Annotated in this window: 14 protein-coding genes and 1 tRNA gene; 4 read left to right on the top strand and 11 right to left on the bottom strand. The window is 65.2% G+C overall.

Annotation, left to right across the window (positions count from 1 at the left end):
* The first annotated feature begins 121 nt into the window (after window positions 1–121).
* Window positions 122–586, top strand: a complete 465-nt coding sequence (locus JWM94_RS06980) for a hypothetical protein (protein WP_299424179.1) — start codon at window positions 122–124, stop codon at window positions 584–586.
* Between the two features lie 15 nt (window positions 587–601).
* Here the strand turns inward: JWM94_RS06980 and JWM94_RS06975 are convergent, their stop codons facing one another.
* The 5 genes from JWM94_RS06975 to JWM94_RS06955 form a co-directional block, all read right to left on the bottom strand.
* Window positions 602–3,424 carry a valine--tRNA ligase gene (locus tag JWM94_RS06975; protein WP_299424176.1) on the bottom strand — a complete coding sequence of 941 codons (2,823 nt, stop codon included), beginning with the start codon at window positions 3,422–3,424 and terminating at the stop codon, window positions 602–604.
* A 133-nt stretch (window positions 3,425–3,557) separates the two neighbouring features.
* Window positions 3,558–5,606 (bottom strand): S9 family peptidase, encoded by a 2,049-nt coding sequence (locus tag JWM94_RS06970; protein ID WP_299424174.1) that lies wholly within the window; start codon window positions 5,604–5,606, stop codon window positions 3,558–3,560.
* Window positions 5,607–5,766: 160 nt separating this feature from the next.
* A complete protein-coding gene (locus JWM94_RS06965; protein WP_299424171.1) occupies window positions 5,767–6,267 on the bottom strand; it encodes a DUF2497 domain-containing protein in 501 nt (166 codons plus the stop codon).
* 40 nt (window positions 6,268–6,307) lie between these two features.
* Window positions 6,308–7,813: a TolC family outer membrane protein gene (locus tag JWM94_RS06960; protein WP_299424169.1), complete on the bottom strand. Its 1,506-nt coding sequence runs from the start codon at window positions 7,811–7,813 to the stop codon at window positions 6,308–6,310.
* 16 nt (window positions 7,814–7,829) lie between these two features.
* A complete protein-coding gene (locus JWM94_RS06955) occupies window positions 7,830–8,498 on the bottom strand; it encodes a protein-L-isoaspartate O-methyltransferase (protein ID WP_299424166.1) in 669 nt (222 codons plus the stop codon).
* Window positions 8,499–8,676: 178 nt separating this feature from the next.
* Between JWM94_RS06955 and JWM94_RS06950 the strand changes: the two genes are divergently transcribed.
* Window positions 8,677–8,750 (top strand) — tRNA-Cys (locus JWM94_RS06950).
* 10 nt (window positions 8,751–8,760) lie between these two features.
* On the opposite strand, the gene JWM94_RS06945 is transcribed toward JWM94_RS06950, so the two are convergent.
* The 3 genes from JWM94_RS06945 to JWM94_RS06935 form a co-directional block, all read right to left on the bottom strand.
* Entirely contained in the window at window positions 8,761–9,147 is a 387-nt protein-coding gene (locus JWM94_RS06945) for a response regulator (protein ID WP_299424164.1), read from the bottom strand.
* A gap of 66 nt (window positions 9,148–9,213) precedes the next feature.
* Window positions 9,214–11,643 carry an ATP-binding protein gene (locus JWM94_RS06940; protein WP_299424161.1) on the bottom strand — a complete coding sequence of 810 codons (2,430 nt, stop codon included), beginning with the start codon at window positions 11,641–11,643 and terminating at the stop codon, window positions 9,214–9,216.
* A 44-nt stretch (window positions 11,644–11,687) separates the two neighbouring features.
* Window positions 11,688–13,043 (bottom strand): EAL domain-containing protein, encoded by a 1,356-nt coding sequence (locus JWM94_RS06935; RefSeq protein WP_299424158.1) that lies wholly within the window; start codon window positions 13,041–13,043, stop codon window positions 11,688–11,690.
* Between the two features lie 598 nt (window positions 13,044–13,641).
* On the opposite strand from JWM94_RS06935, the gene JWM94_RS06930 reads away from it, so the two are divergent.
* On the top strand, window positions 13,642–13,995 hold the full coding sequence (locus JWM94_RS06930) for a hypothetical protein (RefSeq protein WP_299424155.1): 354 nt from the start codon (window positions 13,642–13,644) through the stop codon (window positions 13,993–13,995).
* Window positions 13,996–14,014: 19 nt separating this feature from the next.
* Here JWM94_RS06930 and JWM94_RS06925 read toward each other — a convergent pair whose 3' ends face one another.
* The 3 genes from JWM94_RS06925 to JWM94_RS06915 form a co-directional block, all read right to left on the bottom strand.
* Window positions 14,015–14,302, bottom strand: a complete 288-nt coding sequence (locus JWM94_RS06925; RefSeq protein ID WP_299424153.1) for a hypothetical protein — start codon at window positions 14,300–14,302, stop codon at window positions 14,015–14,017.
* 312 nt (window positions 14,303–14,614) lie between these two features.
* On the bottom strand, window positions 14,615–14,917 hold the full coding sequence (locus JWM94_RS06920) for a hypothetical protein (RefSeq protein ID WP_299424151.1): 303 nt from the start codon (window positions 14,915–14,917) through the stop codon (window positions 14,615–14,617).
* Window positions 14,918–14,986: 69 nt separating this feature from the next.
* Window positions 14,987–16,474, bottom strand: a complete 1,488-nt coding sequence (locus JWM94_RS06915; protein ID WP_299424149.1) for an amidohydrolase family protein — start codon at window positions 16,472–16,474, stop codon at window positions 14,987–14,989.
* Between the two features lie 79 nt (window positions 16,475–16,553).
* Between JWM94_RS06915 and JWM94_RS06910 the strand changes: the two genes are divergently transcribed.
* A partial coding sequence (locus JWM94_RS06910) for an ATP-dependent helicase (protein ID WP_299424146.1) occupies window positions 16,554–17,318 on the top strand: 765 nt, incomplete at its 3' end.

Here is a 17,318-nt window from a genome sequence, read left to right as displayed (position 1 = left end):
GCCAGAGCAAATCCAACATAGACAGCGGCAATGCGCGGCGGCCCCTCGTCATATGTCCGCTCCGTCCAATGCCGCCTCGCGGCGCGCTGCTACCCGCCTTGAAACTCTTGGGAGAGCCTCGATGCGCAAACTCTATGTGGCGGGCATGCTGGCGACGGCGACCATGGCGACGGCGGTCTTGGCCGGCGACACGCAATTCACCCCCGATGCCGCCGCGACCTGGTCGGCGCGCAGCCTGCTGATGGCCAAGGTTTATGACGACGCGGCGGACGGCACGCTCACCAAGCGGAGCTTCGGCGTCGCCTGCGACGGCATCACCGGCGAGCAGATCAAGCACGAATACGGTAAGGAACCGCGCTGGGCGCTCGGCGCGCAGCTTCAGGTCTGTGCCGGCTATGACGGGCTGGCGGGCAAATTCGGCGGCTCGAAGAAGCCTTGCGTCAACCTCAAGGCAGCGTTGAAGGAACTCGCGCACGCCAGCGAACCGGGAACGCCGCCTGAAGTCGCCGACGCCGCCGGGGCGCTGACCAAGACGCTGCTCACCGTCATCGAGGCGGGCGACGGCAAGCGCGGATGCAAGCTTTGATGTCTGCGAGCTAGATTAGCCTAACCGCGTCAGCGCCGCCGTCAGCCGCTCGGCCTCGGCCGATTTCTCGGCGTGGTCGGCGCGGGCCTTTTCAACTGCTTCTGGCTTGGCGCGTTCGACGAAGCTGGCGTTGTCGAGGCGACCGGCTAGGGAGTCGCGCTCCTTGGCGGCGGTTTCGATGGCTTTGGTAAGGCGCGCGCGTTCGGCGTCGAGGTCGATGAAGTCGCCCAGCGCGAGAACATAAGTCGCCTCGTCGACGACAACTTGCGCCTCGCCGCCAATCGCCACGCTTTCTTCGATCCGCGCGAGACGCGCCAAAGTAGCCCTATTGCGATCCAGTCGCGCGCGTGTTTCATCGCTGGCATCGCGCACCGCAAATGGGACACGCGCGCCAGGCGGCACATTGAGTTCAGTCCGGCTCGACCGAACTTCGCTCACCAGCCTGATCAACCAGTCGATCTCCCGACCCGCCTCCGGATCGATCGCGCGCGCGTCGGCCATCGGCCATTTCGCGACAATCAGGTCATACTCACGCGCGCCGAGCTTGGACCACAATTCCTCGGTAACGAACGGCATAAACGGATGGAGCATCACCAGAATCTGGTCGAGCACCCAGCCCGCGACCGCGCGCGTTTCGTCGGCTTCTGGACCGCTCGCGGGCGAATCCATCTGCCCCAGCACTGGCTTGATCAGCTCCAGATACCAGTCGCAGAACCGGCTCCAGCCGAATTGGTAGATCGCGTTCGCCGCGCCGTCGAAACGGTAATCCGCCAGCGCCAGATCGACCGCCTGCACCGTCTGGATCGTCTCGCCGATGATCCATTTGTTGACCGCAAGTGCCGCCTCTGGCGCCTCGATCGTCTTCGACGCGCCGATCCCGTTTGCCTGGCAGAAGCGCGCCGCGTTCCACAGCTTGGTGGCGAAGTTGCGGTATCCCTCGACGCGCTTCTCATCCATCTTGATGTCGCGGCCCTGGCTCTCCATCGCCGCCATGAAGAAGCGCAGCGCGTCGGCGCCGTAGCGGTCGATCAGCCCGAGCGGGTTGACGACATTGCCCTTCGATTTGGACATCTTCTGCCCGTCGGCGGCGCGGACCAGCCCGTGCAAATAGAGCGTGCGGAATGGCACATCGCCCATGAAGTGCATCCCCTGCATCATCATCCGCGCATCCCAGAAGAACAGGATGTCGAAGCCGGAAATCAGCACGTCATTGGGGTAGCGGCCGTGGAGCTTGGGGTCGGTATCGTCGGGCCAGCCCATCGTCGCGAACGGCCACAGCGCCGACGAGAACCAGGTGTCGAGGACGTCCGGGTCTTGCCAAAGATATATCGACTGATCGCGGCTTCCGGATATTGCATTGGCAGCTAGCAATTGCGGCAGTTGCTGATCGCTGCCTGCGATCACAACCTCTTCATGCTTGCCGCAGCCCGCATAATATTTTCGTGCCTGTTCCTTGGCCGAGTCCGCATCCTCGGCCACGAAAATCATCCGATCGGAGTCATAGTTAAACTCATCTTTCAACAATCGCGGCCCGAACCAAGCCGGGATCCGGTGCCCCCACCAGAGCTGCCGCGACACGCACCACGGCTGGATGTTCTCCATCCAGTTGAAGAAGGTCTTCTCCCAGCTCTTCGGTACGATTTTGATCGCGCCCGACTTCACCGCCTCGATCGGCCCCTTCGCCAGCGTCTCGGCATCGACATACCATTGGTCGGTCAGCCACGGCTCGATCACGTCGCCCGAACGGTCGCCATACGGCGTCTGGATCGTGCGCGGCTCGGCGTCGTGCTCGGCGCCTTCCTTGTCGATGTGCGGGACGAGGAAGCCCTCGGCCTTGAGCTTCTCGACCACCAGCTTGCGCGCCCAAAAGCGGTCGATGCCGAGCAAATCTTCGGGGATCAGCCCGTCGCTGGTCTGCGTCACCTGCGCCTTGGCGTCGAGCATGTTGAGCATCTCGCCCGCCTTGAACCCGGCGCGCTTGCCCACCTCGAAATCGTTGAAATCGTGGCCAGGTGTGATCTTCACCGCGCCCGATCCGAGTTCGGGATCGGCGTGGTCGTCGGTGATGATCGGGATCAGACGGCCGGTGATCGGCAACCGCACCTTCTTGCCGACCAGATGCGTGTAGCGCTCGTCCTTCTCGTTCACCGCGACGGCCATGTCGGCGAGCATCGTCTCGGGCCGCGTCGTCGCGACCTCGATGAACCCGCTGCCGTCCTCGAGCGGATAGCGGATGTGCCAGAAGCTGCCCTTGACCTCTTTGGTCTCGACTTCGAGGTCGCTGATCGCGGTGCCGAGGCCGGGGTCCCAGTTCACCAAGCGTTTGTCGCGGTAGATCAGGCCCTGATTGTAGAGATCGACGAACACCTTCAGCACGGCCTTCGAAAAGCCCTCGTCCATCGTGAAGCGCTCGTTCGCCCAATCCATCGAGCAGCCGAGCCGGCGAAGCTGCTGCGTAATCTCGCCGCCGCTCTCGGCCTTCCAGTCCCACACCTTCGCCACGAACTCGTCGCGCGAAAAATCGGTGCGCTTCTGCTGGCGCTCGGCCATCTGGCGCTCGACCACCATCTGCGTCGCGATCCCGGCATGGTCGGTGCCGACCACCCACAGCGCATCCTTGCCCTTCAGCCGCGCGTGGCGGACGAGAATGTCCTGCAACGTATTGTCGAGCGCGTGCCCGATATGCAGCGAGCCCGTGACGTTGGGCGGCGGGTTGACGATCGTCCACGGCTCAGCGCCCGGGCGATCGGGGCGGAACTGGCCGCTGGTCTCCCAATGCGCGTACCAGCGGGTTTCGATTTTGGCGGGGTCGAAGGTCTTGGGGAGTTCGGTGGTCATATGACCGCCCTTAGCCAACTTACTCCCAGTCCGTCACCCCGGACTTGTCCCGGGATCCACCACACCGCAAAACAACCTCACGCGAAGTTTGCGGGCTGGTGGATGCCGGGACGAGCCCGGCATGACGGAAGAGTTATTGAGCGCTCTTCCCCGTCCACTTACCGAGCCACCCCAGCACTTCGCGATACCATTGGCGGCTTTCCTTGGGCGCGAGCACCCAGTGACTGCCGCCGGGGAACACGACCAGCCGCGACGGGATTTCGCGGCGCTGGAGCGCGGTGAACGCGGCGATGCCTTGCGTGTAGGGGATGCGGTAATCGCCCTCGCTCGTGATGACGAGTTGCGGCGTCTTCCACTTGTCGACGTAATTAACCGGGTTCCATTTCTCGAACGCTTGCGGGTCTTCGTAATAGGCTTTCCCGCCATGCTCCCATTCGTCGAACCAGAGTTCCTCGGTCTCGTACGCCATCGCGCGCGCATCGAACACGCCGTCATGCTGGACGATGCACTTGAAGCGGTCGGGCCACTGCCCCTCGATCCAGTTCATCATATAGCCGCCGTACGACGCGCCTAGCGCGCAGGCATTGTTGCCGTCGATCCAGGCGAACTTGCCCGTTGCGGCGTCGAAGCCCTTCTTGAGGTCCTCGAGCGGCCAGCCGCCCCAATTGTTGCGGATGTCGTCGCTGAATTTCTGGCCGTAGCCGGTCGATCCGTGGAAATCGATCGCTACCAGGCCATAGCCAGCGCCCGCGAACAACGCCGGGTTCCAGCGGTACGACCAGCTATTGTTGCTCGACCCTTGCGGCCCGCCATGGACCATGAACGCCATCGGCACCTTGGCGCCGTCGGCGAGGCCGGCGGGCTTGACCGCATAGCCCCACACCTTGTCGTTGTTCGCGCCGGTGAAGCTGAACCGCGTGACGGTCGGCATGTCGATGCCCGCCAATTTGTCGGCGTTGACGCTGGTCAGCCGCGTCGTTTTCTTACCCGCGAGCCAGTAGAAATCGTCCGGCGCGGTCAGCGAGTTCATCGCGAACAGCAAGCCCTTCGCGGTGGGGACGACGGCGGTGACGTTGCCTTCCTGCGTCAGCCGCGCGACCTTGCCGGTCGCGGGCGACACCGACCAGATCGGGTTTTCCTGCGTATCCTCGGCGGTGACGTAGATCGTCTTGCTGTCGGGCGACCAGGCGATCGATCCGACCGAGCGGTCCCAGCTTTCGGTCAGCGCGCGCGTCTGACCGCTGGCGAGATCGCGCAGCATCAGCACCTGACGGTCGGCTTCGTAGCCAGGCCGCTTCATCGCAAAATACGCGAGATATTTGCCGTCGGGCGACGCGGTGGGGAGATTGTCCATCCCGTCATTGGCGTCGGTGAGATTAACCGGCGCGGCGGAACCGTCGGCGGGCGCGGCGAAGATATCGAGGTTGGTCGACAGCGATTCGATCCGCCCGGCCTCGCGCAACGCGAAGAAAACGGTCTTGCCGTCGGCGCTCCACGACACTTCCTCGCCGCCGCCGAACGGCTTGGACGGAGTATCGCCGACCAGCGCGCCTTCGATCGCCTTGCCGTATCCGCTCGCCTTGCCGCCCGTCAGCGGCAGCACGAACAATTGCGAGCGATTGCCGTCGGCCCAGGCGTTCCAGTGGCGCACGAACATCCGGTCGAACGTCTTGCCGTTGCCCGCATCGGCGGCCTTCTTGACCATCGCGGGCTCGCTGCTCGGCGCGCCGGGCAAGCGATCGGCCCAGATCAGCAGTTTGTCGCCCGCCGGCGAAACCTTGAACCCGCCCAAGCCACCCTTGAGGTCGGTGACCTGCACCGCAGTGCCGCCGGTCACGGCAACCGACCAGACATTGTCCTCGCCGCCCTGGTCCGATTGAAAGAACACCGTCTTGCCGTCGGCGGAGAATTGCGGCGCGGTTTCGTTAATCGCGGCGTCGGCGACGAGCTTCTCGGGCTTGGCGCCCTTGGTGCTCAGGTCGAGCCGCCAGAGGTCGAAGCGTCCCTTATCCTTGGCGATGTCGGTCTCGCGCTGCTGCCACACCAGCCAGTGCCCGTCGGGCGACACCGCGGGTGCAGCGACGCGGCTGAGCATCGTCACGTCATCGATCGTGAGCTGACGCGCGGTGGCGGGGACAGCGACGGAGGCGAGCGCGACGCTCGCGAGCAGGAGCTTTTTCATCAGCGCGACGATAGAGCAGAAGGAAGTTGCGCGGGCAACTATCTCACCACCGTCATACTGAACTTGTTTCAGCATCCATCGTGCAAAAAAACGATGGCATTGTGGGTGGAAAATTGGACCCTGAAACAAGTTCAGGGTGACGGCGGAAAGAGGCTGCGCCTCAGCGCCCGCCGGTGATCCGCGCGATTTCCTTGGCGACCATCGATTCGACCAGTTCGGGCAAATTCCTGTCGAGCCACGTGCTGAGCATCGGCTTGAGCATCTCGCGCACCAGCCCTTCGAGCGTATCGGCGCCCGGCACCTCGGGCTTCACCACCAGCTTCGACAGCGTGTCGAGCGGCGCGCGGCTGGCCTCGGCAGTCTGGGCGGAGACGATCGTTTCGACGGGTGTGGCTTCAGCGACCGGCTGCGACATCGGCATCGGCGCGGGATCGGCGACGGGCTGGGGAGCAACGGGCTCGGCCGCGACGGGCTCGGGCGCCTGCTCGCTCAGTTCGAGCACATCGTCGTCATCGTCGGCGAAATCCTCGACCGGCGCGGGCGCGGGCACGGAACGACGGCGGGTACGCACCGGGCCGCCGCTCTCGACGTCCTCGGCGATGATCCGCTTGATGGAGGCCAGGATGTCCTCCATCGACGGTTCGGCGCTTACATCCCCCATATGTAGCTTCCTCGCGCGACCAAACCCCGCAAATGCGAGGCTATTTCTTGTCGTCGTTTGCGGGACTATCCGGTGCGATGTCAACCGGTGCGTTCAAACTCGGGTCGAGCGGACGCCCCTGCGTCGAATCCTGCGCCGGCGTGTTGCGCGTGGTCGTGCCGGTCGGCTTGTACTCGGGATTGCCCCCGAAATCGCTCCAGCTGCCCTTGACCTTGTTATAATTGGTCAGCGGATCGTAGAGCACGCCGCCGTCGAGCCCGAGGTCGCGCGCCTCGGCCATGCCCATCGCGGACAGCAAGGCGAAGCCCGCGACATAGGCGTCGCGCTGCGCTGTCACGAGGGTCACCTGGCTGTTGAGCAATTCCTGCTCGGCGTTGAGGATGTCGAGGATCGTGCGGTTGCCGACGCTGTTTTCGGCACGCACGCCCTCGAGGCTCAGCTTGTTGGCTTCGACCGCGCGTTGCGACGACGCGATCACTTCGAGCGACGAGCGCCAGATCGCAAAGGCCGAGCGAGTCTGCGCGATGACGGCGCGTTCGGTGTCGGTCACCGTCTCGAGCGCCTGCGCGCGACGCTCCTGCGCCTGGCGAATCTGCGCCGAGGGCAATCCGCCCTGATAGAGCGGCAAGGTGATCTGCGCGCCGACCGTGCCCGACGTACCCGTCTGGCCGGGCTTGGGATTGGTGCCCGTGCCGAACGAGCCGAGATAGTTGAAATAATTGCCCCCGACGACGCCCGACAAAGTCGGCAGCCGCGAGGCGCGCGCCGCGCTGACGTCGTAGCGCGTGGCATCGCCCGCGCGCACCGCGGCGAGCAGATTGGGATTGCTCTTCAGCGCGACATCGACCGCGGCGTCGGCCGACGCCGGCAGGTTCGGCAGCGCGGGCGGATCCTCAAGCACGCCGGGCGGCGTCCCGACGAAGCGGATATAGCTTTCCTTGCTCGAAATCAGCCGCGCCTGCGCGGTCTCCAACTGGCTGCGCGCGATCGCGAGGCGCGCATCGGACTGCGCGACGTCGGTGCGCGTCAAGTCGCCGACCTGGAAGCGGTCCTTGGCGGCGCGGAGGTTGACCTCCAGCACCTTCACGTTTTCCTTGTTGAGCCCGACGATCGCCTCGTCGCGGATCACATCCATGTACGCGCCGACGACGCCCACAAAGAGGTCGGACTCCGTCCCGCGCAACTGGTCGCGCGCGGCGTCGGAGCGGACTTCGGCGCCCTTGATCGAATTCGACACCCGGCCGCCGCGAAAGATCGGAATGGTCAGCTGGGTGTTGGCCTGCGCCTGACGGTCCGGGTTGAGCAGCGAGTTCGAACTGTTGAGCGCGTTTTCGGTATACCCGCCGTTGAGCGTCAGCGACGGGCGCCCCGCCGACTTGGCGATCGGCACGTTTTCGTCGGTCGCGCGCACGCTGGCGCGCGCCGCGGCCAGGCTGGGGTTGGTGTTGTACGCCTTGACCAGCGCCTCACGCAGCGTGTCGGCGGCGGCCGGCCCGGCCACCACGCCGATCAACGCCACCCCGGCGAGTAAAACAGAAACGCGCATCAAATCCCCACTTCGGTTAGAAGGCAAAGCCGCGCGGCGCGGCGAAACCCGGCAACGCGACGCAATCGATATCGGCAAACGGCTTGAGCCCGAACCCGCCCTTGACCGCGCGGCCCGCGGCAAGCCGCCGCACCCCGCGCTCGACGATCCCGGCGACGATCCGGCCGCCCGGCGCGACTTGGCTGACCAGCGTATCGGGCAGTTGCTCGACACAGCCATCGACGATCAGCACATCGTACGGCGCGCCCTTGGCATAGCCTTTTTCGAGCGGCCCTTCGACCAGCTTGACGTTGGCGAGGCCCGCCAGCGCACTTTTCGCGTGCGCGGCAAGATCTTTATCGCTCTCGACCGCCACGACCGATGCGACCAGCCCGGCCAGTACCGCCGCGGTGTAGCCGCCCGCCGCGCCGATCAGCAGAACCTTGTCCGCCGGCAACAGATACGCCTCGGTCAGCAACTTGCCCGTCGCGATCGGCACGTTGATCTGGCGGCCGTTGCCGATCGCGACCGCGGTATCGCGATAGGCCAGCCGGCGCGCGCTGTCGGGCACGAATTTCTCGCGCGCGACCGTCGCCATCGCAACCACCACGCGCGGGTCGTTGACCGCGTTGGGGCGCAACTGGCTCTGCACCATCGCATGGCGCATCGCCTCGAAACTGGTGATGTCGGCCGCCGGATCGCTCATAGCCCGCTCATTCGCATAACTGTTTTACTTATGCAACACACTGCGTGCCGCGTGTTCCCTATATGGTGCGGGCACGCCCACGCCAAGCGGCAGACTGATCTAATTTGCGTTGGTTAGGCGGCGCGATGGTTGACTTGGAGCGGAACCGTGCGCAATGCCCCGCGCCTTGCCGCATCGGGGCCCGATGGCGGAGTGGTGACGCAGAGGACTGCAAATCCTTGCACCCGGGTTCGATTCCCGGTCGGGCCTCCAGCGGCACAGCCTAAAGAATGACGTCCCCCTCGCCGCCCGCCAGGATGCGGCCCATCGCTTCGAACAACGCGTCCATCGCGACCGGCTTGAACAGCACTTCGTCGGCCCCTGCTGCGATGCACCGCTCGCGCAGGTCGAGCGCGGTGTCGGCGGTGACGACGATGATCGGCATCTTCGCCTTGGCGTCGCCGCGCGCGCGGATTTGCTTGATCGCGGTGATCCCGTCCATGCCCGGCATGCGCAGGTCGATCAGCGCCATGTCGAAATCGCGCTCGTCGATCAGCTTCAGCCCCACCTCGCCGTTCTCGGCCTCGGTCATCGCGGCGCCCGCCACGTCGAGCATGTCGCCGACGACGCGCCGGTTCATCGGGTCGTCCTCGATGAAGATGACGTTCATTGGCGACGCCCTTCGGGACTCGCGCTGGCTAGGGTATCGGATAGCATGGCTTGATCCCCTATCACCCTAAGCGGCCCGACTATCAATATCATCATTTTGCGTTGCCGTAACGATTGCCTGCACCAGCGCGGCACCCGCGATCGGCTTGGCGATCAGCTGGTCGATCCCAGCCGCCGCAAAGCGCACGTAGTCCGGCTCGCCCGGATTGGTCCACAACAATGACACCGGTACGCCGGCAAGCGCGCGGACGCCCTCCTCGGCATCGCCGTTCATCGCGACCGTGGCCTCGTCGATCAGCACACGGTCGATCCCGCCCGCGGCGATCGCCGCCACCGCCTCGTCGATCGATCCGGCGATCTTCACCGCCGCCACGCGCGGCGTGAACAGCGTCTTCAACATTGCGCGGCTGATCGGGTTCTTGTCGACGATCAGCAACGCCGCGGCGTCGCTTTCGGCGGGGACCGGCGCTTCCTCGGCAAGCCGGATCAGCGGCAGTGAGAGCGTGAAAGTGGACCCCGCGCCTTCTTCGCTGGCGACCGTCACGTCGCCGCCCATCGCCCGCGCGATGTTGCGGCAGATGGCGAGGCCGAGGCCCGTGCCACCGAACTGACGCGTGGTGCCGGCATCGGCCTGGCGGAACGATTCGAAGATCATTTCGAGCTTGTCGCGCGGAATCCCGATCCCGCTGTCGCGGATCACGACCGTGACTTGCTCGCCCTCGGCGCCGGCGATCACGCCCGACGAGACGTGGATCGTGCCCGATTGCGTGAATTTGAGCGCGTTCGACAACAGGTTGAACACGACCTGGCGCAGCCGCGCCGGATCGCTCTCGATCCGCGGCGGTGCTGCGGCGAGGTCGAGCTCGAACCCCAGTCCCTTCCCGCGTGCCTGCTCCTCCCACATCCGCGACACGTCCCTGAGCATCGCGGGCAGATCGACCGGCGCGCGCTCGATCGTGAGGTTGCCCGTCTCCATCTTGGCGACGTCGAGGATGTCGTCGACCAGCGCGCGCATCGATACGCCTGCGCCGTGCACCACGCCGATGCGGTCGCGCGTCGCATCGTCGAGCCGCTGATCGGCGAGCATCACCTGCGTCATGCCGAGGATGCCGTTGAGCGGCGTGCGGATTTCGTGGCTCGTGGTCGCGAGGAACTCGGTCTTGGCGGCCAGCGCCTTACCCAGCGCGGCATTGGTCGATTCGAGATCGACGTTCGCGGCACGCACCTGGTCGCGGCTCTTGCGGATCGTGACCAGGCCGAAGCCGAGCATGCCGATGATGATCACCGCGGTGATCCCCGATCCTGCGAATATCCAGAATCGCGTTCGTGCGCTGGCGTGCTCGAAATCCAGCTGCTTCTTGATGTCGTCGGCCTGGAGCTTGGCGATCTTGAGCTCCTTGTTGGCGGTGTCGAATTCGACAGCCTTCAGTGCGGTATTCGCCGACGCCGCGACCTTGTTGCTGTCGTCATCGAGCGACTTGAGCGCTTCGAGATGAACCAGCGCCCGGTCGGTCATGCCCAGCTTCTTGTAGATGTCGAACGCGGTCTTGTGGGCCTGCCACCATACCATGGTCGGTTCGGTGACATTGACGTCGGCGAACGCTCGCTCGATCTGCGTCCGCGCCTCCTCGACGTTGCCGCGCTGCAACGATACTTGCGCCGCGACCGACCAGAACAGGGCGGCCGATCCTGCGCTGTCACGGTCGCGCGGCAGGCGAAAGCCCTGTGCGACGGTCTGCGCCGCCAACTCGACCTCACCGGCGCGCAACTGGGTCCAGGCCAGATTGCGCAGCACTTGACCCTGGATGACGACGCTGTCGAGCGACTTTGCGAGCTTCAGCGCTTCTCTGAAATCGGCTTCCGCCTCGGCATATTTGCCCAGTTCCTTCAGCATGTCGCCGCGGTTGTTGTACATGCCGACCAGCAATTGCGGGTCGCCGCGATACGTCTCCAGCGCCTGATTGTAATATTTCAGCGCCGACGCGTAATCGGTCGCGTCCTGATACAGCCCCGCGATAAACAGCAGCGCTAGCGCTTGGCTTCGCGTGTCGTTGATCGAAAGATAGATTTTATACGCCGCCTGGTAATCGGTCAGCGCCGCCGCCACCTGCGCGATTGCGGCGTGATAGCCGCCGAGCGAGCGCAGTACGTCGCCCTTCAGCTTGGTCGCCGGCCCGTCTTTGAGCGCAGCGAATGCGGACTGGAGCAAGGGGCCGGCGGCTGCCGGATCGTTGAGCCGGAGATGCGCCTCCCCCTCCAGCCATTGCGCCGTCGCGACGCCAGCAACGCGCTCCGCGCCGGGAAGTTGGCCGGCGAGTTTCTTTGCCGCCTTTGCCGTGGCGATCGTTTGCTTGGGATCGCTGACCATTGTCGCGCGCGCGCTGGCGACAGCGGCTTCGAAGTTCGCCGAACCGCCCGATTGCGCTGACGCGGGGGTAAGGCCCGCCAGGATCGCTGCGAGAAGAAAAGTCAGGAGATGGACGAGACGAAAATTCATCGCGCGCATCATGGGCGCCTACCCATTAAAACGACGCTAAGCCTTCAGGCGACGCGGCGGAAAACGCCCGCTCGGAACGTCGCGCGCGCCGAATCGACCAAGGCGGCGTCCCTGTGATCGCGCATGTAATGACAGAATGCCTCGATCTCGAGCGGACGGCTGATCAGATAGCCCTGGATCATGTCGCACCCCATGACGCTGAGCAGCGCCAGCGCGGCGGGCGTTTCGACCCCTTCGGCGGTCACTTCCATCTCCAGCGCGTGGGCAAGGTCGATGGTCGACCGGACGATCAGCGGGTCGCGGTTGCTGCTGGTAAGCTGCAGCACGAACATCTTGTCGATCTTCAACTCCTGCGCGGGAAGCTGTTTCAAATACGCCAGGCTCGACAGGCCGGCGCCATAATCGTCGATCGCGATCGCGATGCCGTGGTCGGCGAAGATGTTGAGGTTGGCGATCGCGCTGACCGGATCGCGGATCACCGACGTCTCGGTGATCTCGAAGCCCAGCGATGCGTCCGACGCGCTGACGATCTCGCACGCGCGCTTGACGAACTTGGCGTTGCTCAACAGCTGGCCGGAGATGTTAATGAAGAGCGTGATGTCCTGACCTTCGTCGCGCAATCGGCGCTGGTCGGTGATCACCTGTTCGATCGTCCACAGCGTCAACCGGTCGATGTCGCGGGTGCTTTCGGCGAGCGGAATGAAATCGCTCGGCAGGATCAGCCCGCGCACCGGGTGCCGCCAGCGCACCAGTGCTTCGGCGCTCGCCACTTCCTGGCGGCGCACGTGGACCTTGGGTTGGTATTGCAGGAACATCTCGCCGCGATCGATCGCGCCCGGCAGATCGCGCTTGAGCGCCAGCGCACCGACCATCGGATCGGCCTGCGACAGGTCGCGGACGACCGGTCCGTGTTCGATCCGCGACTGGCCGAGCGCATCCTCGGCTTCTTCGGCCAGGCGGACGTCGTCGATCGACCCCGGCGGTCCCGCCGCGATGCCGATCGCCAGGTCGATCGCGTGGTGCTCGCCGTCGAGATCGAACGGCTCGGCAACCGCCGCCGTCAATGCCGCGGCGAACGCGTCGAGCTCGGCCGCGTCGCCGACACATGCCTCGACCTCGATCGTCCACCGCCCGACCACCGTCACCGCGGCATCGGGCATCAGCGCGACGACGCGGTCGGCAATATCGATTGCGACGTCGTTGGAACGCGCCACGCCAAGTACGCGACGAAGCGTCGCCTGGTTGGTCAGTTGCAGTAACGCCTGGGCGATCCACGGCTTGGCGAGCGACGTCTCAGCCGGCGGCACGACGCTGCGATGGCGGCCGCGTTCGCCGCCGGCGCGGCTCGACCGGCGAGCCGGTTCGACGGCAGGACTAATCGGTATGCGAACGCGCGCCATAGGTCCGGCGATACAGAACACGGCTGAAGGAACTCTTAAGCGGGGCAAATCGGACGAGGTAACGCGCACCAGCAGCGCGAGATCGATTGCTTTCTGGTTAAATTTCAATTAACAATCGTCCTGTGCCCGGGGTGGGCGCATTAGGAGTAAAGCAATGCTCGCGTTTATCATTGCGCTTATCCACGGCGATCAAGTTCGCCCCTGGTAAGCGATTTTAGACGGCCCGCTTCCCGCTGGTTTTCCTCGTTTTAACAACGAGATGCCAGCGGAGGCGGGCCGCTCTTTATCCGGTGCGGTCGGATCGGCAAAACCAGCAGCCCTCCTGACCGAAAACCGTTAAAAATTAACTATTTGTTAACTTTTCCGAATCGGGTGTTAACCACTCTCCGTTGAGTGAAAACATCCGCTTTGGCGCTGTTGTATTTAGGCAACAGCTTCGCTTGGCATGTCCAGCGCCGACCCATGCCGCAAGCAATGCGGGTGACCCGGCCGTCTTATAGATAGACGCTCCCCCACCGCTGCATCGCCCCGGAATTGCCGAAATCTTCACCACTGCGGCTTAAGGATCGCGCGCAAGACCTATCGAATGAGGAATCGAATGAAGGATCGTCAGTTCACGGTCATCCTGGCGCTGGTCGTCGCGGCGGGGCTTGTCTTGGGCCTGGTCGCATTCCGCATGAGCGGTGCGGCCCCGGCATCCACGACGACGGCGGCGACCGCCAACGCCAACGCACCGCGGCCCTCGACGGCCGACGAACAGGTCGCCGACCAGCCCGCCGACCCCGCTCCGCCGTCGACCGATACGGTCGGATCGCAAAGCGGCGAACCCGCGCCTACCAAAGACGACCCACCCGAACTCAAAGGCCCCGCCGACGGCGATCCGCCGGGGACCGCCGCGAGCGAACCAAGTCAGCCCCCGCCCGCCGCGCCATCGGACGGAACGCCGCAATAAGCGATCGGACGATCCTGCGTCACGCTCGCCTGTGGATCGTCGCGGCCGCCGGGCTGCTCGGCGCGGTGGCGATCGGCGTGATCGCGGCGTCGCTCGTCTTCCCGTCGGATCGGCCGAAACCGGTAGCATCGCCGGGCGAGACCGCGCTCAGGATCGATCCGGTGCCGTCACCCTCGCCGGCGCCTGTCGCCGTGATGCCGCCGGTCGGCCCATCGGCGCCGGCTCCGGGCGTCTTGCCGCGGCGGGTCACGCCACGCCCGAAACCGACCGTCTCGGCGCCGGACTCCGATCCACTCACCGTCACCATTGTCAATTCCTGGTAGCCGAGCGGGGCTGCGACAAATTGCAACAATTGCGACATTGAACCGCGACAAACCGCGCCTATTTAGGATGCGTCGCGGCTAGTCCTCCCCTTGCTCGCCGCGATCTTGATCGGCCTTATCCCCCTTGGCCGATCTCCCCGAACTGCGGGGCGGTCCGTCCAGGGCCGCCCCGTTTTTTTGTGCGGGGCGAAGGCGCGGCGACGCCCGCGCCGCTGCGCGCAGCGCAACGCCCCGCACGGCCGGCGGACGGGCTTCAGCCCGATCCGGCCGACGGCTTTGCCGGCGGCTGCGGTTGATTAGCTTTCTGCCGCCTGCGATGGATCCCATGAGATTTCATCGGGAAGCCATCGGCTGTTTTCGTCGGTCACAAACTTCGCAAGCTGTGCCAAATCAATCTCATAACGACGACAAAAGCCGATGATCTCCCAAAGGTCGTCATGCGTGGGGAAGCGTCTGAAATTGATGAACAAGTCACGGACCACACCATGATAGTCACGGACACAGGGCATACGGTCGAGCCATTCGAAAAAGGCTCGCTCGTCGGAGGGATGCCAATATCTCACGTTCGGCGCGATGATTTGCAGATCGCCGTCAGTCATGCGGCGAACATGGCAATCTGCTGAGGCCTCGGCAACATTCGGTGATGGGCCGGACCCACCCTTCCCTCATCAATATTGCCCATACCGCCCCCGCACCGACACCAGCAGCGCCGCGGGATCGTACCCCACCCCATCCTTGAACACCGTCACGACCTTCTCGATGTCACCGATAGCCTTTGACGGATCGCCGTCGACCAGCACCAGATCGGCGTCCTTGCCGACGGTGATCGATCCGATGCGGCCATCCAATCCCAAATACACGGCTCCATTGAGCGTCCCGATCCGGATCGCCTCGATCGGCGAGAACCCAGCATCGACCAGCAATTCGATCGCGCGCTGGTCGCCGAAGCCGGGCAGCACCTGCCCGCCCCCGGTCGGATCGGGGCCGGCGATCAGCAGCCCACCGCCCGCGACGAACGCGCGCTCCATCGCCAGTTCGTTGGCCCATAGCGTCGCCTGCGCCGCCTTGCGCTCAGGCGACGCGGTCGCGACGCGGGTGCGGACGTAGAAATAGTCGGTCCGCGCCTCGGGCGACATCAACTCGAGCTGGCGCGGCGGCAGCGTCCGATACGTCGGCGATGCCGCCTCGAACACCGGCAGCGTCGAAGTGACCGCGACATGCTTCGCCACCAGCAACGCGATCAGCGCCTTCCCGGCGGCACTATCGGGGGTCATCGCCGCCAGTGTCGGCCCGCCGTCGCTGTCGGGACAGACGTCCGCCGCCTTGCCCGGATCGAGTTGCGTATTGACCCAGAAGCCATGCTCCAGATCGTCGATCCCCAGCGCGGCGGCTTCAGGGTAGGTCACCGAACACAAATGCCCCGTCACCTTCAAACCGCGCGCATGCGCCGCGTCGATCGCCGCCTTCAGCTCGGCGCGAGTGATATTCATATACGCCTTGAAGCTGGTCGCGCCCTGATCGGCCCAGAAATTCACCGTCCGCGCGGCGTCGGCGGCGTCCTTGAGCGGGTGCATCTGGAGGAACGGGCTGCCCGATCCCTCGAGATACGGCCCGGTCACGTCCATGTGCGGCCCGGGCAAGGTGCCGGCGTCGATCGCTGCCTTCATGTTGAGGTCGGTATAGGGCTCGACGCTGCCGGTGGTGCGCAGCGTCGTGACCCCGCTCGCGAGGTACAGGCGCGGCGACGAGAAGGTCATTTGCGGCACCATCAACGGCGGCTCGCTCCGCCCTTCCGCGGTCAGATTGGGCCGCGCGATATAATATTGGTGGTCGTGCATCCCGACGATGCCGGGCATCACGCTCTTGCCGGTCGCGTCGATAACCCGATAGTCCGCCCCCGGCAGCGCATCGCCCGGCAGGATGCCCGCGATCCGCCCGCCGTCGATCAGCAGCGTGCGGTCCACCAGCGGCGCGGCGCCGGTGCCGTCTATGATGCGAACGTGGCGGAGCGCCAACTTGCCCGCGGCCTCCTTGACGAACGGCAGCACCGCCTTCCCCGGCGCGGCCGGGGGCGGCAGGATCGCGGCGGCCATGTCGACCTTCGCGGGCGCCGCCGCCCCCAGCAGCAACGCGGTCAGCGGAATCAGTCGGCGCATGGCGGTCCCCCGATAAGTTATCGCGCACGATGCGCCCGCACGGTTGCCCGCACAAGCCGCGTTCCCTAAGTGTTCACGCGTGACCCAACCGGCATCCCTCCCCGACGATCCCCCCTATCTGCGCGGCCTCAACCCGCCGCAGCGCGAGGCGGTGCTGACCACCGAGGGCCCGGTGCTGGTGCTGGCAGGCGCGGGCACCGGCAAGACCGCCGCGCTCACCGCCCGCCTCGCACACCTGCTCTACACCAAGCGCGCCTGGCCGTCGGAAATCCTGTCGGTCACCTTCACCAACAAGGCCGCGCGCGAGATGCGCGAGCGTGTCGGGCGGCTGGTAGGCGATGCGGTCGAGGGGATGCCGTGGCTCGGCACGTTCCACGCGATCGGCGCCAAGATGCTGCGCCGCCATGCCGAACTCGTCGGGCTGCAAAGCAATTTCACGATCCTCGACACCGACGACCAGCTGCGCCTGCTCAAGCAATTGATCACCGCCGCCGATCTCGACGAGAAACGGTGGCCGGCGCGCCAGCTCGCCGGGCTGATCGACCAGTGGAAGAACAAGGGCTGGACCCCGGCGCAGATCGATGCCGGCGAAAGCCAGGCCTATGCCAACGGCCGCGGCGGCGAGCTTTACGCGCGCTATCAGGAACGGCTGAAGGCATTGAATGCCTGCGACTTCGGCGATCTCCTGCTGCACATGCTGACGATCCTGCGGACGCACCGCGACGTCCTCGAAACCTATCAGCAGCGCTTCAAATATATATTGGTCGACGAATATCAGGACACCAACCAGGCGCAGTACCTCTGGCTGCGACTGCTCGCGCAAGAGCGCAAGAACATCTGCTGC

Source organism: Sphingomonas bacterium, assembly GCF_028289855.1.
GTDB lineage: Bacteria > Pseudomonadota > Alphaproteobacteria > Sphingomonadales > Sphingomonadaceae > Sphingomonas.
Note: the sequence above shows the minus strand (reverse complement) of the source record. Positions and strands in the feature narration are given on the sequence as shown.